At 69.9% G+C, this 19630-nt stretch carries 19 protein-coding genes; 3 read left to right on the top strand and 16 right to left on the bottom strand.

Features of this window, described 5'->3' with window-relative positions:
* Window positions 1-22: 22 nt before the first annotated feature.
* The 3 genes from MRBLWH7_RS00385 to MRBLWH7_RS00375 are packed head-to-tail and all read right to left on the bottom strand — an operon-like array spanning window position 23 to window position 2633.
* Window positions 23-1000 (bottom strand): DUF1731 domain-containing protein, encoded by a 978-nt coding sequence (locus tag MRBLWH7_RS00385; RefSeq protein ID WP_341998082.1) that lies wholly within the window; start codon window positions 998-1000, stop codon window positions 23-25.
* Entirely contained in the window at window positions 997-1761 is a 765-nt protein-coding gene (locus tag MRBLWH7_RS00380) for an LLM class flavin-dependent oxidoreductase (protein WP_341998080.1), read from the bottom strand. The genes MRBLWH7_RS00385 and MRBLWH7_RS00380 overlap by 4 nt, the downstream gene beginning before the upstream one ends.
* The gene (locus MRBLWH7_RS00375) at window positions 1758-2633 is read right to left on the bottom strand and encodes an LLM class flavin-dependent oxidoreductase (protein WP_341998078.1); all 876 of its coding nucleotides are present in this window, start codon (window positions 2631-2633) and stop codon (window positions 1758-1760) included. The genes MRBLWH7_RS00380 and MRBLWH7_RS00375 overlap by 4 nt, the downstream gene beginning before the upstream one ends.
* Window positions 2634-2744: 111 nt before the next feature.
* On the opposite strand from MRBLWH7_RS00375, the gene MRBLWH7_RS00370 reads away from it, so the two are divergent.
* Window positions 2745-3464: a DUF72 domain-containing protein gene (locus MRBLWH7_RS00370; protein WP_341998076.1), complete on the top strand. Its 720-nt coding sequence runs from the start codon at window positions 2745-2747 to the stop codon at window positions 3462-3464.
* A gap of 52 nt (window positions 3465-3516) precedes the next feature.
* On the opposite strand, the gene MRBLWH7_RS00365 is transcribed toward MRBLWH7_RS00370, so the two are convergent.
* Window positions 3517-6075, bottom strand: coding sequence for an ATP-dependent Clp protease ATP-binding subunit (locus MRBLWH7_RS00365; protein ID WP_341998073.1), 2559 nt, complete (start codon window positions 6073-6075; stop codon window positions 3517-3519).
* A gap of 177 nt (window positions 6076-6252) precedes the next feature.
* Here MRBLWH7_RS00365 and MRBLWH7_RS00360 point away from each other — a divergent pair, with 177 nt between their 5' ends.
* Window positions 6253-6624 carry a GNAT family N-acetyltransferase gene (locus tag MRBLWH7_RS00360; RefSeq protein ID WP_341998071.1) on the top strand — a complete coding sequence of 124 codons (372 nt, stop codon included), beginning with the start codon at window positions 6253-6255 and terminating at the stop codon, window positions 6622-6624.
* A 79-nt stretch (window positions 6625-6703) separates the two neighbouring features.
* On the opposite strand, the gene MRBLWH7_RS00355 is transcribed toward MRBLWH7_RS00360, so the two are convergent.
* Both MRBLWH7_RS00355 and MRBLWH7_RS00350 read right to left on the bottom strand, forming a co-directional pair.
* The gene (locus tag MRBLWH7_RS00355; protein WP_341998069.1) at window positions 6704-7168 is read right to left on the bottom strand and encodes a DUF3817 domain-containing protein; all 465 of its coding nucleotides are present in this window, start codon (window positions 7166-7168) and stop codon (window positions 6704-6706) included.
* A gap of 63 nt (window positions 7169-7231) precedes the next feature.
* Window positions 7232-7651 (bottom strand): helix-turn-helix domain-containing protein, encoded by a 420-nt coding sequence (locus MRBLWH7_RS00350; RefSeq protein ID WP_341998067.1) that lies wholly within the window; start codon window positions 7649-7651, stop codon window positions 7232-7234.
* Window positions 7652-7741: 90 nt separating this feature from the next.
* Here MRBLWH7_RS00350 and MRBLWH7_RS00345 point away from each other — a divergent pair, with 90 nt between their 5' ends.
* Entirely contained in the window at window positions 7742-8845 is a 1104-nt protein-coding gene (locus MRBLWH7_RS00345) for a methyltransferase (protein WP_341998065.1), read from the top strand.
* A 12-nt stretch (window positions 8846-8857) separates the two neighbouring features.
* Here MRBLWH7_RS00345 and MRBLWH7_RS00340 read toward each other — a convergent pair whose 3' ends face one another.
* From MRBLWH7_RS00340 to MRBLWH7_RS00295, 10 genes are all read right to left on the bottom strand, one after another.
* A complete protein-coding gene (locus MRBLWH7_RS00340) occupies window positions 8858-9538 on the bottom strand; it encodes a hypothetical protein (RefSeq protein ID WP_341998063.1) in 681 nt (226 codons plus the stop codon).
* Between the two features lie 420 nt (window positions 9539-9958).
* Window positions 9959-11530 (bottom strand): amino acid permease, encoded by a 1572-nt coding sequence (locus MRBLWH7_RS00335; RefSeq protein ID WP_341998061.1) that lies wholly within the window; start codon window positions 11528-11530, stop codon window positions 9959-9961.
* Window positions 11531-11588: 58 nt separating this feature from the next.
* Window positions 11589-12299, bottom strand: coding sequence for a FadR/GntR family transcriptional regulator (locus MRBLWH7_RS00330; RefSeq protein WP_341998059.1), 711 nt, complete (start codon window positions 12297-12299; stop codon window positions 11589-11591).
* Window positions 12300-12461: 162 nt separating this feature from the next.
* The gene (locus MRBLWH7_RS00325) at window positions 12462-13475 is read right to left on the bottom strand and encodes a LacI family DNA-binding transcriptional regulator (RefSeq protein ID WP_341998057.1); all 1014 of its coding nucleotides are present in this window, start codon (window positions 13473-13475) and stop codon (window positions 12462-12464) included.
* A gap of 2 nt (window positions 13476-13477) precedes the next feature.
* Window positions 13478-14395 carry a carbohydrate ABC transporter permease gene (locus tag MRBLWH7_RS00320; protein ID WP_341998055.1) on the bottom strand — a complete coding sequence of 306 codons (918 nt, stop codon included), beginning with the start codon at window positions 14393-14395 and terminating at the stop codon, window positions 13478-13480.
* Window positions 14392-15273, bottom strand: coding sequence for a sugar ABC transporter permease (locus MRBLWH7_RS00315; RefSeq protein WP_341998053.1), 882 nt, complete (start codon window positions 15271-15273; stop codon window positions 14392-14394). Before MRBLWH7_RS00315 ends, MRBLWH7_RS00320 begins: the two co-directional genes overlap by 4 nt.
* A 73-nt stretch (window positions 15274-15346) precedes the next feature.
* A complete protein-coding gene (locus MRBLWH7_RS00310; protein ID WP_341998051.1) occupies window positions 15347-16684 on the bottom strand; it encodes an extracellular solute-binding protein in 1338 nt (445 codons plus the stop codon).
* Between the two features lie 54 nt (window positions 16685-16738).
* Entirely contained in the window at window positions 16739-18211 is a 1473-nt protein-coding gene (locus MRBLWH7_RS00305) for a glycoside hydrolase family 32 protein (RefSeq protein ID WP_341998049.1), read from the bottom strand.
* Window positions 18212-18386: 175 nt separating this feature from the next.
* Complete coding sequence (locus tag MRBLWH7_RS00300; protein ID WP_341998047.1) at window positions 18387-19292, bottom strand: carbohydrate kinase; 906 nt, start codon at window positions 19290-19292, stop codon at window positions 18387-18389.
* Window positions 19289-19594, bottom strand: coding sequence for a putative quinol monooxygenase (locus MRBLWH7_RS00295; RefSeq protein ID WP_341998045.1), 306 nt, complete (start codon window positions 19592-19594; stop codon window positions 19289-19291). Before MRBLWH7_RS00295 ends, MRBLWH7_RS00300 begins: the two co-directional genes overlap by 4 nt.
* Between the last annotated feature and the right edge of the window lie 36 nt (window positions 19595-19630).

Below are 19630 nucleotides of genomic sequence, written 5' to 3'. Positions count from 1 at the left end.
ACGACGCGGGGCGCCGACGATGTCAGCGTGCGACGGTGCGCAGCGCGGATCCCAGGTCGCGGTGCGCGAACTCGTAGCCGGCCGACAACAACATGCCCGGCGCCACCCACCGGCTCTTGAGCACGAGCTCCGGCTCGGTCCGCAGCACCGCCATCGCCGGCTCGAGCATGAAGCGGTAGGCCGGAAGACCGATCGGCTGCCCGACGACGCGTCGCAGCGTCGCCATCAGCGTGCGGTTGTCGCTCGCCTCCGGAGCGGCGAGGTTCACCGGCCCCGCGATCTCAGGCCGGTCGCGGACGAAACGCACCGCGCCAACGACGTCGTCGAGGTGGATCCAGCTGAATCGCTGCCGCCCGCCCGACCGGTGCCAAGACGGCCGCCCGATCCCGGTGGGGTGCGCACCGATCCCCCGGTACCGGCGGTGCGCCCACCACCACCCGTCGTACTGCGTGCCGCCGAGACCCAGTCGTGCGAGGCGCAGCAGCGTGCGCGTCGCGGGGCCGTCGCCGACGACGATCGCCATCCGCAGTGCGACCCGGCGCGTCTCCGGCAGGTCGCCCGCGAAGAACTCGTCCTCCCAGTTCCGCGCCACATCGACGGAGAAGCCTTCGCCGAGTTCGCCGCCGATCTCAGTCTGGGCACGGTCCATCGCGTAGCGGTAGATGGTTGCGGTGCTCGCGTTGAGCCACACGCGAGGCGGGGTCGCAGCATCCGTCACCGCCTCGCGCAGGGTCTTCGTCGTCTCGACCCGCGATCGGAGGATCTCGTCGCGGTTCGCATCGGTGTACCGGCAGTTCACCGACTTGCCGGCGAGGTTCACGAGAACGGCGGCGCCGTCGACCAGGGAACGGATGGTGCGCCCGTCGTCCCACGTCGCGTCGGCGCCCGAGCGGCCGATGGTGCGCACGTCGTACCCGTCCTGGGAGAAGGCGCGCACCACCGCGCCACCGACGAAGCCGGACGCACCGGCGACGACCGCGACCTGGTGTGCACCCGTCACGCGACGGCCTCGGCGACGGCCTCGACGAAGCGGAGGTGCTCGTCGACGCTGCCCGAAGCCGTGATGGCACGGAGGACCACCTCGTCGGCGACAGCGCGATACGCGGCGATCCTGTCGCGAAGCGCCGCGGGTCGGATGACCGTGTCCGTCGCCTCGACACCCAGGCGCGCGAAGTTCGCCGCATAGGCGGGGTACCCGGCGTAGCGCCGCGCCTCCTCGTCGAGCACCGAGGTCGCCGCGGGGTCGGCCGCCGTCCGCACGTACAGCGCGACGTGTGCCGTGCCGGCGAGCTCATGGGCGTGCCGCGCCTGCTCGGCTGCGACCTCGGGGGTGAGCCAGCTCAGCAGCAGTCCATCCGACGCGGTGGCGCCGGCCCGCCGCATCCGCGGGCCCAGCGCGCCGACCACGACACGCGCCTGCGTGCGCGCACGAAGGGCGGCCGCAGCATCCGTCACGCCCTCGACCGCCCCGTGGCGCAGCTGTCCGGAGCCGATGCCGAGCACGAGCCGGTCGGCCGGAAGACCTGAGGCACCGGCGACGATGTCGTCGGGCGCGCGCCGGTCGATGGGCAGCACTCCGGTGGCGAGAACCAGCCGCTGCGTCTCGCCCGCGGCGGCGCCCAGCGCCGCCAGCGCGTCGTGCCCAGGGGTGTCGTTCGCCCAGAGGGCGTGCAGCCCCGCGGCCTCGGCGGCCGCGGCGACGCGCGCGGCGACCTCCGGGCCCGCTGCGGCCGCCACCCCGATCGAGAGCGCCGCCGTCATGCGGCGCTCCCACGGACAAGGCGGGACACCTCGGCGGCCGCCCGGTAGAACTCGGCGATGTCGCCGCGCGACGAGGGCAGCAGCACGACGTCGTCGACGCCCGCATCGAAGAAGCGCTGCGCGCGGGCGGCGACCTCCGCCGGGTCGCCCCACAGCGCGCGCTCCTCAGGTTCGGGCCTGTCGCCGACATCCGCGATCGCGCGGGCCTCCGCCTCCGCGCCGAACGCGGTCACGACATACGCGACGATGTCGTGGCCGTCGCCCCGGCCGGCTGCGGCACGGGCCTCACGGATGGCGGCGGTCGCGATGGCGTACTCGCCCGCGGTGTGCCCGCTGTCGAGAATCGTGCCGTCGGCGACCTCACCGCTCAGCCGCAGCGTCTTCGGACCCTCGGCTGCCGCGTACACGAAGGGTGGCGTCGTCGGCGGGTAGTTCAGGCGCACGTCACGGAGCGTGACGTACCGGCCGTCGACATTCAGCTCGTCGCCGCCGAGGAGGCCGCGCAACGCGGGCACGTACTCGCGCATGAGGGTCAGCGGCGACGCGACGCGCGCGCCGACCTGCCCCATCCAGTCGAGCACGCCGTGACCGACGCCCGGAAGCAGTCGCCCGGGGAACAGGCGCTCGACGGAGGCGATCTCCATCGCGGTCGCCGCCGCATTGCGCAGCGGCATGGGCGCGATTCCGATGCCGATCCGCAGCGCCTCGGTCCACGCGAGCGCCGCTCCCACCGTCGCGAAGGCGGACTGCCGGAAGCAGTCCTCCCAGATCCACAGTTCGGGCAGTCCCTCCGATTCGGCGGCGAGCACCGCGTCGCGGAATTCGTCGGGGCTGTGCGTGTACGGGTTGAAGATCGCGCCGATGCGGGTCATGCACCCACTCTGTCAGCGCCCGCCGACACGCGCACGCCGCCGTGGGCTAACGCGCACCTCGCCCCCACGCAACCCCTTCGCCCCGGCCGTCTCGTCGACCACGCTGGAGCCATGGCGCGCATCGGAACATCCGGCTGGGTCTACCCGCACTGGCGAGGCGTGCTGTACCACGGCCCGCAGAGCCGCTGGCTGGATGAGTACCTCGTCGAGTTCGACGTCGTCGAGCTCAACGGCAGCTTCTACCGCTGGCCGGCCGACGCGCGCTTCGCCGCCTGGCGCGAGCGCCTGCCGGAGGGCTTCGAGATGGCGGTGAAAGCCCCGCGCGGTCTGACCCACGCCCGGCGGCTGCTCGAGCCGGAGGTGTGGATCGAGCGCGTGACACGCGGGCTCCACGAGCTCCGCGGCCGCCGTGGACCTCTCATCGTCCAGCTGCATCCGGGCCTGGAGCGCGACGACGCACGGCTGGACTACTTCCTGTCCGCGCTGCCGGAATGGACGCGGCCGGCCATCGAGTTCCGGCATCCGTCCTGGACCGACGAGGCCGTCTTCTCGATCCTCGAGCGCCACGGCGCGGCGTACTGCATCATGAGCGGCGCCCATCTGCCGTGCATCCTGCGCGCCACTGCGCCGCTCGTCTACGTGCGCCTGCACGGCCCCGATCCCGAGCACCTTTACGGCGGCTCGTACTCCGACGACGACCTCGGCTGGTGGTCTGAGCGCATCCGCGATTGGGAGCGCGACGGCCACGAGGTGCACGCCTACTTCAACAACGACGGCGGCGGCAACGCGGTACGCAACGCGCGCGCGCTGAAACGGATGCTGCAGCCCTGACACATCGAGAGGCGCCGTGCCCAGACGGCACGGCGCCTCTTGAGGGGATCGGCTACGCAGCCACGGCGAAGGGCGAACCCGCCACCACCGTCAGCGCGCCGGCCGCAGCATCCACCGTCACCGTCCCGCCGTCGGCGAGCGCACCCGTGACGAACAGGTCGGCGATGCGGTCGTCCACCTCGCGCTGGATGAGGCGGCGCAGCGGCCGGGCGCCGTACTCGGGCTCGTACCCGTTGTCGGCGAGCCACGCCACCGCCGAGTCGGTCACGACCAGCGAGACCTCGCGCTTCGCGAGCCGCGCGTCGGACGCACCCAGCAGCAGGCGCACGATGCTCTGCAGCTGCGGCTTCTCGAGCTTGCGGAACAGCACGATCTCGTCGATGCGGTTGAGGAACTCCGGACGCATCGCCTCGCGCAGCTTGCCGAAGACGCGGTCGCGCAGGTCCTTCTCGGAGCCGAATCCGGTGGCCCCTCCGCCGTCGGCGAGGAAGCCGATCGCTCCGCCGCGCGACGCGAGGAACTCCGAGCCGAGGTTCGAGGTCATCACCACCACCGTGTTGCGGAAGTCGACCGTGCGGCCCTGGCCGTCGGTCAGGCGGCCGTCGTCGAGCACCTGCAGCAGCAGGTTGAACACGTCGGGGTGCGCCTTCTCGATCTCGTCGAACAGCACGATCGAGTACGGATTGCGCCGCACGCGCTCGGTGAGTTGTCCGGCCTCGTCATAGCCGACGTATCCGGGAGGGGCTCCGACCAGGCGCGACACGGTGTGCCGCTCGCCGAACTCGCTCATGTCGAAGCGGATCACGGCCGTGTCGTCGTCGAAGAGCGACCCCGCCAGCGCCTTCGCGAGCTCGGTCTTGCCGACGCCGGTCGGGCCGAGGAAGAGGAACGACCCCACGGGCCGACGCGCGTCGCCCATGCCGGTGCGGTTGCGCCGCACGGCCTTGGCGACCGCGGTCACGGCGTCCTCCTGCCCGATCACGCGATCGTGCAGCTCGTCCTCGAGGGACGCGAGGCGCTCGCGCTCGGTCTCGGTCAGGCGGTTCACCGGGATGCCGGTGGCTCGGCTGATCACGGCGGCGATCTCAGGCTCGTCCACGATCGCTTCGGTGCGTACCGCGGCGCCTGCGGCGGTGGCCCGCTCGAGGCGGTCCTGCACCTCGGCGATCTGGTCGCGGATCTGCGACGCCTCCTCGTAGTGCTCCGCAGACACCGCCGCGTTCTTGTCGGCCTCGAGGGTCGCGAGCCGCTCGATCAGCCCGCTCACGTCGACCTTCGACCCGAGGCGCAGCCGCAGCCGGGCACCGGCCTGATCGATGAGGTCGATGGCCTTGTCGGGCAGCACCCGCTCGGTGAGATACCGGTCGCTGAGCTCGACGGCCGCGCGCAGCGCCTCGTCCGTGTAGACGATGCCGTGGTGCTCCTCGTAGGCGGGCTTGAGGCCGCGGAGGATCAGCACGGCGTCCTCGATCGAGGGCTCGCCCACGCGTACCGGCTGGAAGCGGCGCTCGAGCGCGGGGTCCTTCTCGATCACGCGGTACTCCTTGAGCGTCGTCGCGCCCACGAGGTGCAGCTCGCCGCGCGCGAGGCGCGGCTTGAGGATGTTCCCCGCGTCCATGCCGCCGTCACCGGCGCCGCCGGCTCCGACCACAGTGTGGACCTCGTCGATGAAGACGATCAGCTCGCCCTTGTGGGCGGCGATCTCGTCCATGGTCTTGGTGAGGCGCTCCTCGAAGTCGCCGCGGTAGCGGGTTCCTGCGAGCATCGCGGGCAGGTCGAGCGCGACCACCCGCTTGCCGAGCAGCTGCTCGGGCACGGCGCCGTCGACGATCGCCTGGGCGAGGCCCTCGACGATCGCGGTCTTGCCGACACCGGCCTCGCCGACGAGCACCGGGTTGTTCTTGGTGCGGCGGCTGAGGATCTCGATCGTCTGCTCGATCTCGTCGGCCCGTCCGATCACGGGGTCGAGCTCGCCGGCCACGGCGCGCGCCGTCAGGTCGGTGCCGTACGTGTCGAGCATGGGGGTGTCGGATGCTGCGCCCTCAGGCCGCATGTCGGACGAGGTGGTCTCACCCGGCGTGACGGTCTCGCGGGCACCCTGCATGAGTGCCTCGGCGGTCACACCGGCGCGCGCCAGCACCTGGCCGGCGGGGGTGTCCTGCGCGAGCACGAGGGCGAAGAAGAGGTGCTCGGGGTCGACATACGTCGATCCGGACGAGCGGGCGACCTGGAAGGCGTGGAACAGCGCCCGCTGCACCGACGAGGTCACCACGGCCCCGTCGACGTCGGCGGCCGCCGTCGCGGCGGGAAGGCGCTCCTCGGTGGCGCGCGCGATCGCGTCGGCGTCCGCGCCGATGCGCCGGACGGCGTCACGCGCCGGCGCCTCGGCGACGAGGATGCGCAGCACGTGCAGGGCGTCGAGCTCCTGCTGACCGCGCTCGAGCGCGTACTTGCCGGCGCGCTGGAGCAGCTCCTGCGTGCGTGCCCCGAGGTAGCGGCTCAGGTCGATCGAGCGCTCGGCACGCGCGCGCTCGCCCGCGAGGTAGCGCGCCAGGAACTCGTCGAACGAGCTCGCGTCGTCGCCGGCCTGAGGGGTGAAGTCTTCGGGCATTCCGTCTCCTGAAACTTGAGTGAACCGGCATCAAGTTTTAAACTTGATACAGGCATTGTCAAGTTCAACCGCTTCGCGGCAGAGGTATTCCCCGCTGTGCCGGATCCGCGTCGGCGGGTGTCCGACCCGGGGCGTAGCGTGAGCGTGGGGGATCCACATCGAAGAAGAGGGAGAACCATGGACTGGAAGATCGAGCTCATCCACGTGCCGGTGTCCGACGTCGACCGGGCGAAGGAGTTCTACGAGCGGATCGGCTTCCATGCCGACCACGACCAGACGCCTGTCGAGGGGCTCCGCTTCGTGCAGATGACTCCGCCCGGTTCAGCCTGCTCCATCGCCTTCGGGACCGGGCTCGGCAACACCCTCGCACCCGGACAGCAGAACACCATCCAGGTCGTGGTGCCCGACGCCGACGAGGCCCTGTCACACCTGCGCGCCAACGGCGTCGAGGGGCGCGGCGTCGACGAGCAGGACTGGGGCCGGTTCGTGCAGTTCGACGACCCCGACGGCAACACCTGGACGCTGCAACAGCTGCCCGCCTGGCGCTGACCCTCGCATCCGCCGTCGACGACCCTGATGCGACCCGGCCGCCCCCCCTCGAGAGGGGGGCGGCCGAGGGCGCGGGCGGTCAGTCCCGCCCGCCGGGCGGACCGAGGATGAGCAGCACGACGAAAAGGAGCACGACGGCGAGGGCGATCAGCGCGCCGAGCACCCAGGGCCGCCGCAGGAACCAGCGCATGAGCCGGTCGTACCACGTGCCGTCGCGCGGGTCCTCGGTGGCTTCGAGCCGCCACGCGCCGGCGAGCCGACCGCTGCGCTGGAGCCACACCTCTGCGGGGATCGTGGCGTACGGGATGACGGCGCTCACGAGCGCGAGCACCGTCGGCCCGACACGCCAGCGGTTGTTGAGGGCGACGAGGACCACGGTCGCGCCGTATGACAGGAAGATGAAGCCGTGGATGCCGCCGCCGATCGTGACGCCGAGCGCCCAGTCGGTGGCGGCGCGGAGGATGAGGCCGGCGATGAGTAGGGTCCACGAGATCGCCTCGAGGATCGCGAGCGCGCGGAACAGGGTGTGGGGGTTGCGGAACACACCTTCAGCGTAACTGAAACTGCTTCAGGCTTTCTGAAGGTTCGCCGGCCCCGCGCTCACGGTCTACTCGGGGGCCAGCCCGAACGGCTGCTCATGCAGACCCTCCAGCGCGCTGGCTAGTTCCGGCGCCCCCGCGGCCAGTCCCGCGTCGAGCGCCGCCAGCCGCTGCTCGGCCGCCTGCAGCACCTCGCTCCCCCGCTCGGTGACCCGCAGATCGGAGGCCGCGCCCGCGTGCCTCGTGGCGTCCGCGACGAGCCCGTCGGCGACGAGGGTCTGCACCGCGGTGTGCGCAGACTGTACGGTGATCTGCGAGCGGCGCGCGAGCTCGCTGAACGAGATGCCGGGCGTCGCGTCGATGTGGGCGAGGAGTCCGTACTTCCGGGTCGTGAGTCCGAGGTCGCGCAGCTGCGCGCCGAGGTGCGCGTCCCAGACGGCAGCCACGGTCAGCAGCGAGATGACGGGACTGAACGCACGGTCTGGCACCGTTGAATGCTAGTCCCGCTGCCGCAGGACGGCACGCATTCGCCCGCTGTTCCGGGAAGCGGACGCCACCCGCCCGGCTACCGTGGGACGGTGACCTTCTCGTTCGACGGCCTCCGCCGGTGGCCCGATGTGGAGGCTTCCGACCTCGTGGCGGCGGATGCTGCGGACCGGCTGCTCCTCGACGAATCCGCGACCGCTCGGTCGACGGCGACCGACGGCGGGCTGGTGGTGATCGGCGACGGCTACGGCGCGCTGACGCTGAGCGCGGCCGCGGACGGCGGTCGCGGCATCCGTGTCCATCAGGACCCGCTCACCGGCGAACGCGCTCTCGCGGCGAACTCGGAGCGCTTCGGGCTCGGCGACGCGTTCGCGTCGCTGCCGCTGGCGCCCGAGCTGCTGCGCGGCGCACGCGTCGTGCTGCTGCGGCTGCCGAGGTCGCTCGACGCGCTGCGCGACATCGCGGGGCTGATCGCCGCGTACGCCGCGCCCGATGTCGTCGTGTTCGCCGGTGGCCGTGTGAAGCACATGACGCTCGCCATGAACGACGTGCTGCGCGAGCAGTTCGCCCGCCTCGACGTCACCCACGCCCGCCAGAAGTCCCGCGTGCTCATCGCCCGCGAGCCCCACGACGGCCGTGACCCGGTCCCGAGCCGGGCGACACACGACGGGATCGTCGTCTGCGCTTACGGCGGGGCGTTCGCCGGGGCGTCGATCGACATCGGGACGAGGTTCCTGCTGGAGCACCTGCCCTCGCTCGCCGACGACGCGGCCATCGACTTCGCGTGCGGGACCGGGGTGGTCGCGGCGGCGCTGGCGCTGCGGCATCCGTCTCTCCGCGTGCTCGCGTGCGACCAGTCCGCGGCCGCGGTCGCGTCCGCGCAGGCGACCGCTGAGGCGAACGGCGTCGCCGACCGCATCCAGGTCGTCCGCGACGACATGCTCGGCGCGCAGCCGGACGCGAGCGCGACCTTCATCGCGCTGAACCCGCCGTTCCACTCGGGGTCCGCGGTGCACGACGCCATCGCTCCGCGGATGTTCGCGGAGGCTGCCCGCGTGCTGCGCCCCGGCGGCGAACTGCGGGCGGTGTGGAACTCCGGACTGCGCTATCGTCCGGCGCTCGAGCGCACGGTCGGCCCCACGCGGCAGATCGCACGCAACGCCAAGTTCACCGTGACGGCGTCGACGCGCCGCTGACGCACCCGGCGCCTACCCGCCGACGACCGGGGTCGGCTCGGGCTCTGCCGGGCCGAACAGCACCCACGCGCCGTCGCTGCACTCGTAGAACTCGACGGCCGCCGTGTCGATGAACACGTCACCGTCAGCGGTGCAGGTGTCGTCGTCGGGCGCGGACGTGCCGAGCACCACCTGCGTCCCCGGCGCACCCGGCGCGCCGCTCGGGCCCTGCGCGCCGGGCTCACCCTGCGCTCCCTGCTCGCCCTGGGAACCCTGTGCGCCCGCCGGACCCTGCTCCCCCGTGAGGTTCTCCGCCGCCGCCTCGCGGATGTTGCCCACCACCGTCCACGCGCCGTCCTGGAGGAGGTACACATCGGCGTTGAGGATGTCGATGTAGACGTCCCCCTCGTAGCCCTTGCCCTCCTCGGGCGCTCCGGACCCGGCGCGCACCGCCGACCCGGCTGGCAGGATCTCGGCGAGCACGTCCTCATACTCCGGCGACGCCGTGGCCGACGCCGAGGGCTCGGGCGCGGGAGCAGGCGTGGCGGTGTCGACCGACCGCGCGAGCCACGATCCGAGGAAGGCGGCGAAGAACGACAGGAGCACGAAGCCGAGACCGAACCACACGAGGGTGCCGCGGGTCACCGGCGGTGCAGCGTGTGCGCTCGCAGGCGCCGGCTCGGGATCCTCGGTCGATGGCACGTCCTGGACCACGGCAACTCCTCTTCCACCGCATGCGTCGTGGACGCCGGACTCCCCCAGCCTCGGCATCGTGACTCAACTGTAGGAACGCGGGCGCCCCGTGTCACCTGTTCGGCGGGAAATCGCCCGGCATGCCGGTGCACGCCGATGGGGTCGCCTCCGGGATTGACCGGGGGGGCCGACGCGAGAATGCCGGCACCCCCGGTAGCCGCGAGCTCGGGACCCACGGCCGGGGTGCCGGACCGGGGCTCCGGCGCTCCCCCACTGAAGAGACACCGCGCCAGGGGATCTATTACGCGAGTTCGCGCGGGTATCTGGATCGGGTTCACCAGCCCGCAGACACCGGTCGAGCGAACGGCTGATGGGGGCGGGTTGCAGAAAGCGATGGGGGACGGATGCCGCGGGCCGCAGCATCCGTCCTCCTTCGGCTGCTCAATGGCGGCGTCGCAGCGCATCCTCGGCGGGTCGCGTGGCGATGACGGGGTGGGTGCCGGTGTAGCCCTCGCGCGCGCGGGCGGCGGCCTGGATCTTGCCGCGTGCGGCGAACCACCCGACGATAAGGGCGGGGATCAGCACGACCAGGGACGCGAGCACCCAGCGCCCCGTTTCCGAGAACGCCATGGTGACGAGCACGAACGCGAGGAACGCAAGCGTCAGGTAGGAGGTGAACGGCGCCCCGAAGAGCCGGAACGCGGGACGGACGACCTTCCTCTGCTTCGCCCACCGCTGCAGCTTCAGCTGGCAGAGGATGATTGTCGCCCAGCCGCCGATGATCCCGAGCGCGGAGATCTCCAGGACGATCTCGAACGCCTGCGACGGCCACAGCGCGTTGATGCCGACGCCGGCGAGCGTGATCACCGCGGTGAGCAGGATGCCTCCGTAAGGGACGCCGTTCTTACTCATGGCGGCGGTGAACGCCGGCGCGGAGCCGTTGACCGACATGGACCGCAGGATGCGGCCGGTGGAGTACAGGCCCGCGTTCAGGCTCGACAGCGCGGCGGTGAGGACGACGAAGTTCATCACCGATCCCGCGATGGCTCCGGCTTCGGGAGACCCGATGTGGGAGAAGAACGTCACGAACGGGGACTGGCCCGCCTGGTACACGTCGAACGGCAGCAGCAGCGACAGCAGCAGGATCGATCCGACGTAGAAGATCGCGATCCGCAGCACGACGGTGTTGATCGCCTTCGGCATCACCTTCGCGGGATTCGCCGTCTCTCCGGCCGCGGTCCCGACCAGCTCGATGCCCGCATAGGCGAACACCACCCCCGAGATCGCAAGGAGGGGTGCGATGAATCCCATCGGGAACATGCCGCCGTTCTCGGCGATCACGGTGAAGCCGGTCGGGCCGACATCGGTCGCCCCGTTGAAGACGATGAAGCACGTGCCCACGATGAGGAAGATCACGAGCGCGGCGACCTTGATGAGCGCGAACCAGAACTCCATCTCGCCGAACAGCTTGACGCTCACGAGGTTCAGGGACAGCACCACGACCAGCGCGACCAGCGCGATCACCCATTGCGGGATCTGCTGCAGCGGTTCCCAGTACTGGGCCCAGAAGTTCACGTACAGAGCCGCGGCGGTGACGTCGACGATCGAGGTCATCGCCCAGTTCAGGAAGTACATCCAGCCCGCACCGAACGCGAGCTTCTCCCCGTAGAACTCCCGCGCGTATGAGACGAACGACCCGGACGACGGGCGATGCAGAACCAGCTCGCCGAGGGCGCGGAGGATGAGGAAGGCGAAGAAGCCGCAGACGGCGTAGACCAGGATCAGGGCCGGGCCGCTGGACGCGAGGCGACCGCCGGCGCCCATGAACAGGCCGGTGCCGATGGCGCCGCCGATCGCGATCATCTGGATCTGGCGGGGCCGCAGGGCCTTGTGGTAGCCGGCGTCCTCACTGGAGAAGTCCTGGACGGCTTCAGCGCGGTCACCGGTGAGTTCGCGATCGTTTTCGAGGGCGTCCTCGGGATCCATCTTGGCGACGGGGTGATTGTCGGTCATGACACTTGCCTTTCGGAGGGTGGTGCACGAGGGGACCACTCGGCAAAGGGCGACTCCTTCAGCGCCGCTCGTCGAGCATCGTGATGCTGAGCAGGACCTCCTTCACCTGGTCGAGGTGGTAGCCCATGCTGTCCTCTGCCTCTTCCACCGATCCGCGCGCGATCGCGGCGATGATCGCCCGGTGCTCGGCGTCGCTGTGGCGACGTCGACCGGGCGTGAGGTTGATGACACTGGACTGCTGCGTGAGGGCCAACCGGATGCTCTCCAGGACGTCGGCGAACACCGGGTTCCCTGACGCTGATGCGATCGCCGCATGAAGCCGAGCGTCGAGATCGACCCACCTCTGGGGGTCCTTTTCCGCCTCCATCTGCTCCTGCAGCTCCTGCAACGCCGTGACCTGGTCCTCGCTGCGCCGCACCGCAGCAAGCGCCGCAGCAGCGACCTCGATGTGAGGCCGCGCCTCCATGAGGTGCCCGGCCGAGTAGCTGCCGAATCGCATATCGCCGGCCGGTTCCGTGGCGGTGACGAAGGTGCCACGCCCGGTTCTCGTCACCGTCAGCCCGCGCGTCTCCAGGATGCGAAGCACCTCACGGACGACCGCCCGCGAGACCCCGTACCGCGCAGCGAGCGCCTGTTCGGACGGCAGCCGATCCCCCACGCGCGCGATGCCCGCGGCGATGGCCTCACTGAGGTCGCGCAGCACGTAGTCCACCGCACCGACGCGGCCTCCGGCGGGCGGCGCTGTCCAGCTGTCTGACAGGGGTTCCATGTCTCCATGGTGGCCATCCCCTGTTTCGGAGCCGTTTCCACCAGGAACAATTCACGTGACGTCATCGTCCTGCTGACGGTCGGACTCCACGGCTACGGCGACCGGTGCCGCTCGATCCCCCGTGTGCGTGCGCCCGCATCGCTCGGCGCGTGCCGCCGAGCTTCAGACGGACTGGCGCAGCACCGGCGGGCAGGTCACGAGGTAGGGTCCCGCCCCGTCCGCCTTCTCGAGTCCGAGGAGGACGCGCACTGCTGTTGCACCGAGCTCGTAGTGCGGCAGCGCCACCGTCGACAGCGGGGGGCGGAGGTGTGCGGCGATCACGTCCTGGTTGTCGAATCCCATGATGGCGATGTCATCCGGGATCCGGAGCCCGCGCTCCCGGAGGCCGTCGTACAGACCCATGGCGACCCGGTCGTTGTGGCAGAACACCGCCGTGACCTGTGCGGCGACGACCGACCCGGTCGCCGCGTACCCGCCCTCCTGTTCAGGAGCGGCGAAGAGCGTCAACTCGGGGTCATACGGCAGCCCAGCTGCCTCCAACGCCGCACGGTACCCGGCAAGCCGGCCGGTCTGGGCGGGTGAAGGGGTCGTGGTGTTGATGAATGCGATGCGGCGGTGACCGGCTGCGATCAGTTCCTCGGTGGCGACGCGTCCGCCCTGTTCCTCGTCGGGAACCACCGCGGGAAGGTCGCTGCCCGTCGCGAAGCAGTCGACGAGCACGGTGTCGGTCTGCTGCAGCGCCGGGGGCACGGTGATCTCGTGGTGGTACCAGCTGGAGTAGAGCACGCCGTGGACCTGGTGCTCGAGCATCATGGCGATCGCTTCGTCCTCGGCGGCACGGTTCCCGTCCGTGTCCGCGACGAGGAGCACGTAACCATGCCGCCACGCCTCGTTCTGGGCACCGTGGATGATCTGACCGGCGAACGGTGTGGTCGCGATCGCGTCCGACACGAGTCCGATGAAGCGGGAGGTGCCCTGAGAGAGCGTTTTCGCCAACGCGTTCGGCCGGTAGCCGAGCGCGGCCACGGCCTCTTGGACACGCCGACGGGCGTCGTCGCCGATCCGCGCCCCGGGTTTGTCGTTGACGACGTGGGACACGGTGGCCACCGAGACGCCGGCCACCTTGGCGACATCGCGCATCGTCACCGCGGACCCAGTCCTGCCGTGGTCGGGCATCCTCACCCCTTCGTCGCTCCGCTCTCGAGTCCGTAGATCATCGCCTTGTTCAAGACCAGGAACACGAGCAGCAACGGAGTCACGGTGACGCAGACCGCAGCGAACGTCGCAGTCCAGTCGGTGTTCCCCATCGCTCCGATGTAGTTTTGCAGACCCAGTGGGATCGTCTTCAATCCATCCGAGAGCACGAAGGTGTTCGCGAAGATGAAATCGTTCCAGATGAAGATGCTGTTCACGAGCACCACGGTGACGATGGTGTTCACCGACAGCGGCAAGGTGATGCGGGCGAAGATCCGGTAGGGACCGGCGCCGTCGAGGGATGCCGCCTCATACGTCTCTCGCGGAATGTACTTGTAGAACGATGAGAACAGGTACACCGCCATCGGGAGCGAGAACGCGGCGAGCGGGATGATCATCGACATGTGGGTGTCGAGCAGGCCGACCTGCGAGTAGTCGATGAACAGCGGCACCAGGGCGATCTGCACCGGCACGATGATCCCCAGCAGCAGCAGCGCCCTCACCGAGTTGCTCAAGCGGAAGCCCAGCACCTCCAGCGCATATGCCGCCATCATTCCTGCGATGACGATGAGGGCGCTGGCGCCCAGCGTGACGATCAGGCTGTTGAGGATGTTCATCCACAGGTTGCCCGTGCCGAACGCACGGGCGTAGTTGTCGAGGGTGAACGACTGCGGGAGGGCGAACGGGTTCCCCGCGGCGAAGTCGGCCGCCGTCCGGAAGCTGGTCACGAACAGCCAGAGGAGCGGATAGACCTGCACGATGACGATGAGCACGATGGTCACGGTGAGCAGCGTCCGCTGCAGTCGCAGTCGCGGCGACCGCGAGGGTCGACGCCGAATCGGCGCCGGGGTCGGCCTGGGCGGCGCCGGCGGGGCGGGCGCGTGGAGCGTGGAAGCGGTCATGAGTCGTCCCTTCGGCGAAGGAGCAGGAAGATGATGCCGACGGCGACCAGGCATTCGACCACGATGAACACCGAGATCGCGCTGGCGTATCCGTAGTCGGTGTGCACGAACGCGGTCTTGTACATGTAGGTCGTGAGCAGCTCGGATGCCTGACCGGGTCCTCCGTTGGTCAGCAGGTAGGGGATGTCGAAGCCGCGCAGCGCGAAGGTGGTGGCCATGATCGTCGTGGTGATCCACACCGGGCGGATGTACGGGAAGCGGATCCGCCAGAACACCTGCCACCAGGAGGCGCCGTCCAGTCGCGCCGCCTCCTCCAGCTCGCGCGGGACGGCGATCAGCGCCGCGTAGATGATCAGCATGTAGAGGCCGGTGAACCGCCATCCCTCGGGAATGGACACCGCAGCCAGCACGGTCTGCACGTTCGACAGCCATGCGGTCTGGAGGCTCTCCAGTCCGACCCAGGCCAGCACCTGATTGAGCAGGCCCACGGGTTCGAGCGAGTAGATCCGCTGGAAGAGGAAGGCGATCGCGACGGTCGAGATGATCGCCGGCAGGAGATACATCGTCTTCACCAGTTCACGAGCGCGCGGCAGCGCCGTGAGGAGGCTTGCGACGATGAGCGCGCCGCCCAGCTGGAGGATGAGGCAGATCGCGAGGTAGCCGAGGGCGTTGCCGAACGCCGTCCAGAAGACGTCGTCGCGACTGAACATCTTGACGTAGTTGTCGACGCCCACGAAGACCATGTCGGTGATGCCGTCCCAGCGGAACACACTGAGGAACAGCGACTGGATGATCGGAAGCAGCACCGCGACGCCGTAGAGCAGCAGCGGTGGAACGAGGAACACGAGCACGGACAGCGTCGATCGCCTCGGCAGCATGGAAACCGAGAGCGGGCGCGACCGCCTCCGGGACGGCCGCGACTGCGACGCGGCCGTCCCTAGCGCGATGGATTCAGCCATCGGCGTTCTCCGCCAGAGTCGCGTCCATCGTCTCGATGAACTCGTCCGGCGTGATGTCCCCCTGCACAAGCAGCGTCAGCTCCTGCTGCAGGCGGGTGTTCGTCGCCGGGTCCAGCTGGGTGTCCCACGGCATCGCGATGCGCGGGCCGACGCTGTCGGCCTGCTCGATCGCACGGGTGTACAACGGCGTCGCATCGTCGGGGACGGTCGTCGCTGCGGTCGTGGTCGGAGACAGGGCACCGGTGGCCGCGTACACCTCGGGGTACCGCTCGAGGGCGAAGGCGAGGAAGTCGCGTACCAGCGGGTCGTACGTCTTCGTGTTCACCGCCATGCCGATGCCCGAGGGCGTCACATACTCGTTGTCGTCGGTCACGGCGCCCTCGATGGTCGGAAGGGTGAAGTAGTCGACCGTGTCGCGTACGCCCGCGTCCAGCGAGTCCGTCGCCAGGTTGCTCAGCTCCCACGTGCCGATGTTGTACACCGCCGCCTTCCCGGACGTGAACAGCGCCTGCGCGTCGGCGTACCCCGTCGACGAGAAGCCCTCCTGGAAGCAGCCGGCCTGGCCGAGCGAGTAGAGCCACTCGGCGGCGGCGCGACCGGCCGGGTCGGCGAACGAGGCGTCCCCCGTCTTGAGCTGCTGGACGTACTCGGGTCCGGCGAGGCGGAACGGGTAGTAGGCCATGTACCGCTCGAGCGGCCACTGGTCCTGCCCGTCCAGAGCGATCGGGGTGACGCCCTTCGCGCGGAGCGCTTCGCACATCGCCGGGAAGTCGTCGAGCGTGGCGGGCACCGAGACCCCGGCCTGATCCAGCAGCTCGGCGTTGTACCAGAAGTACTCGAGCTGGAACTCGAACGGCACCATGTACAGCGAGCCGTCGTCGAAGCGCTGGTAGTTCAGCGCCGCCTCACGGTAGTCGTCGGCCAGGCCGAGATCCTCCAGGAGGGCGTCCACGTCCACCATCCGCCCCTGCTCGGCGAGCTTGTGTGCGAACGGCGTGGCGTCGGTGTCGAACAGTTCCGGCAGTTTGTTGGCAGCCGCGAGAGTCTCGTACTTCTGGACATACGAGGGCCGATCGGGCGTCGTGATGAGGTTGAGCCCGAAACCCGGGTGGTCTTCGGCGTATTCGTCGGCGATCTGCTCCATCGCCGTGATGACGCCGCCGTCGGCCGGCCGAGACAGCAGCCACGAGATCTCCCGGGGCACGACCTCGCCGTCCGGGTCGACGTCGGTGGGGTCGGAAGCGCCGGAGGTTCCGGCGCAGCTGGTGAGGATGAGGGCGGTTGCCGCGGCCGCGGCGATCATCGCCGCCCCGCGCGTGATGGTTGCCATCGTGGGAATCTCCTTTGATCGGGTACTGCAAGGGATGGTGCGGACGTCGGGGTGTCAGCGCGTGACGGCGAGCGCGTCCGCGTGGAGGTGTTCATCCGTGTCTGTCTCGGCGCGCGAGAACACGGAGAATTCGAGGAGGGTGGCAGTGCCTTCGCCGACGAACGCGCCCAGTCGACCGGTCCGACGGTCGTAGAGGCGGGTGCTCAGCACCGTCGCATCGTCCAGCGTCGCCACGCAGAGGTCGCCGTCGACGATGACGTCCAGGACGTGCTCACCTGCCGGGAGGTGGCACGGGCGTTCCAGTTCGATCGCGAACGGGACGTCGCCTGAGATCTGCCACTGCTCCGTTCCGGTCGCTCGCCGGGGCCAACGATCGAAGACGAGGCGCCCGCGCGAAGGCTCGAGGCGGAGCGCGTACCCCTCGTCGCCGTCGACGCCGGCGCGCAGCAGCACTCCGCACTCGGTCGTGGCGTCGTCGATGTCGAAGCGGGCGCGCAGGCGGAACGCGGACGGGGCATCGACGGCCGTCAGCGCGTCGACGTAGCCGTCGGGGGCGGCCAGCACGGTGCCTGTCGGGATGCCTTGCCCCGGCTCCGAGAAGGTCTCCCTCAACTCGGTGGGAGGATGGAACACGAGGGTGCCGTCCCGACGCTGCTCGGCCTCGAGCACGGACATCGTCCCCGCCCATTGCCATTCACCGTCGTCGGCGCCGCCTTCGCGGGAGGCGATCCACCCGAAGAAGAAGCGCCGGTCGCCGCGGGCCGCGGATTTCGCCGCGTAGTACGCGCGGCCGTCGATCGTGTCGTGCTCGGGTACCAGCCAGGGCCCGTCCAGGCTGCGCGCCATCCGGTAGCGGGTGGTGAAGGCGTCGCTGAACTCCGAGTACACGAGGTACCACCAGTCGCCCCACTGGAACACCTCGGGGCATTCGTGAGCGAGGTACCTTCTCGGGTTCCAGAACGGCTCGGCCGGTTCCCAGGTCGAGAGGTCGTGGGATGTGCATTGCGCGATGACACCGCGACGGCGCGAGGGTCCGGTGGCGTGACGCGCGGTGATCAGCATGCGCCAGACCCTCGCGTTCTCGTCCCAAAACACGAACGGGTCCCGCCAGTCCCCCGTCTCGTAGCCGGCGCTCGCGCCGAACGTGTCGCCCGGATGCCTCTGCCAGGAGCACATCCCGTCTGTGCTGGTCGCGTGCATCACCAGTTGCAGGGGCCGCCCGTCATCACCCCGCACGTCGGGGTTCTGTCCCGTGTAGAAGACGTGGTGCGTCCCGTCTTCGCCGAGCACGATGCTTCCGGTGTAGACGTTGAAGTCGGATGCCCCGTGCCCACCCGAGGGCAGAGCCACCTGGTCATCCCGGAACTCGGTCAGGTCGTCGGTCACCACCCGATGCCACGGCATGCCCTCTTTCGGTGTGCGCCGCGACTCGTACAGGTAGAAGAGGTGGAACACCCCCTCTTCCTCCCAGGGGATGACATCCCCGACCCACGCGCCTTGCGGCTGGTAGAACCCTCGCTGGCTCATCGTCACCTACTTTGGTTAATCGGTTACGCAAAGCATATCCGGCGTTATGACCGATGGTCAAGCGGTTAATCAGTGATGTGACCACGCTGTGCCCGAACGCGATGAGCGCCCCCGCTCGACGTCGCGGGGGCGCTCATCCGATATCCGGGCGCTCTCTCGAGGCCCGCCGCGGGGATCAGGAAGCCACAGAGAGCTCTGCGGCCCAAGGGAGGTCGGCGCCCGGCCGACTGACGGTGATCGCGGCGGCGTCCACGGCTCGCACCGCCAGCTCCCGCAGCGCCTGCTCCGTGAGGTCATCGTCGTGCAGCGCCGGGTAGTCAGCGACGAGGGATGCCATGAAGGTATCGCCGGCACCGATCGTGTCAGCGACGACGACGCGGCGACCAGGTACCTCCACGACCCGTCCCTCTGCGGCGAGGACAGCGCCTCGCGCCCCGCGCGTGATGGCGACCAGCCGCGGGCCGAGGCCTCCGATCGTCGACAGTACGCCGGCTTCGTCGAGTCCCGGGTACAGGAAGCCGGCGTCTTCGTCCGAGAGCTTCAGCACGGTGGATCGTCGTGCGAACTCCTCGAACCTCACTCGCGCTCGATCGAGATCGCCGACCAGAGCCGGGCGGATATTCGGATCGAACGTCACGATCTCGGGGGCGAGCCGGTCGATCTGCTCCAGGACGACCTCGTCGCCGGGCGGGAGGAAGGCGGCGACGGATCCCGCGTGAATGGTGCGCGGTCTCACCGGGAGGCGCTCTCGCGACGCGGTCCAGTCGAGGCTGAACTCGTAGCGCGCCGAGCCGTCGTCGAGGATGTGGGCGTGGGCCGTGGACGTCGGGCCTGCGCCGAACGACTCGGCCAGCACCCACACGCCGGACCGCTCGAGGTGCCGGGTGATCGCGCTCCCCCGCGCATCGGGGCCCAGCCGGGTGAGCAGGGCCACCGCGATGCCCTGACGGCCGAGGCCGAGCGCCACGTTCGCGGGACCGCCGCCCGGCATCTCGACCACCTCTGTTCCGGTGGTCGTGATGTCGACCAGGGCCTCGCCGATCACCAGCACATCGATGTCGGTGGTCGTCGCGTCGATCAAAGCCGCGCCTCGAGCGGGTGAAGGAAGCTGAGCTCGCTCGCGCCCCCGACGATGAGAGGGGCGAGCACGTCGTTGAAGGCCGCCCCTTTGTCGGCGCCGATGTGGGCATCGAACGCCGTCTGATCGCGGTACACCTCGAAGACGACGAACCGGTCTTCCCCCTCAGCGCGTCTGTAGACGTCGAACACGACGTTCCCGGGCTCCTGGCGGACAGCCTCCGCATATCCGCGAATCAGTCCCTCGACCTCGGCGCGGGCGCCCGGTCGTGCCGTGAACTCGGCGTAGAGCACGATCTGCTCCATGTCTCGTCTTTCCCTTCTGCTCTGCTCGGCCGGGGG

Source organism: Microbacterium sp. LWH7-1.2, from assembly GCF_038397755.1.
Taxonomy (GTDB): domain Bacteria; phylum Actinomycetota; class Actinomycetes; order Actinomycetales; family Microbacteriaceae; genus Microbacterium.
This window is presented reverse-complemented; position numbering and strand designations above follow the sequence as displayed.

Excerpts from the sequence above, each read along its gene's own strand:
- MRBLWH7_RS00380 (WP_341998080.1), bottom strand. The coding sequence starts at position 1,761 with ATGACGGCGGCGCTCTCGATCGGGGTGGCGGCCGCAGCGGGCCCGGAG.
- MRBLWH7_RS00375 (WP_341998078.1), bottom strand. The coding sequence starts at position 2,633 with ATGACCCGCATCGGCGCGATCTTCAACCCGTACACGCACAGCCCCGAC.
- MRBLWH7_RS00370 (WP_341998076.1), top strand. The coding sequence starts at position 2,745 with ATGGCGCGCATCGGAACATCCGGCTGGGTCTACCCGCACTGGCGAGGC.
- MRBLWH7_RS00365 (WP_341998073.1), bottom strand. The coding sequence starts at position 6,075 with ATGCCCGAAGACTTCACCCCTCAGGCCGGCGACGACGCGAGCTCGTTC.
- MRBLWH7_RS00360 (WP_341998071.1), top strand. The coding sequence starts at position 6,253 with ATGGACTGGAAGATCGAGCTCATCCACGTGCCGGTGTCCGACGTCGAC.
- MRBLWH7_RS00335 (WP_341998061.1), bottom strand. The coding sequence starts at position 11,530 with ATGACCGACAATCACCCCGTCGCCAAGATGGATCCCGAGGACGCCCTC.
- MRBLWH7_RS00330 (WP_341998059.1), bottom strand. The coding sequence starts at position 12,299 with ATGGAACCCCTGTCAGACAGCTGGACAGCGCCGCCCGCCGGAGGCCGC.
- MRBLWH7_RS00325 (WP_341998057.1), bottom strand. The coding sequence starts at position 13,475 with ATGCCCGACCACGGCAGGACTGGGTCCGCGGTGACGATGCGCGATGTC.
- MRBLWH7_RS00320 (WP_341998055.1), bottom strand. The coding sequence starts at position 14,395 with ATGACCGCTTCCACGCTCCACGCGCCCGCCCCGCCGGCGCCGCCCAGG.
- MRBLWH7_RS00315 (WP_341998053.1), bottom strand. The coding sequence starts at position 15,273 with ATGCTGCCGAGGCGATCGACGCTGTCCGTGCTCGTGTTCCTCGTTCCA.
- MRBLWH7_RS00310 (WP_341998051.1), bottom strand. The coding sequence starts at position 16,684 with ATGGCAACCATCACGCGCGGGGCGGCGATGATCGCCGCGGCCGCGGCA.
- MRBLWH7_RS00305 (WP_341998049.1), bottom strand. The coding sequence starts at position 18,211 with ATGAGCCAGCGAGGGTTCTACCAGCCGCAAGGCGCGTGGGTCGGGGAT.
- MRBLWH7_RS00295 (WP_341998045.1), bottom strand. The coding sequence starts at position 19,594 with ATGGAGCAGATCGTGCTCTACGCCGAGTTCACGGCACGACCGGGCGCC.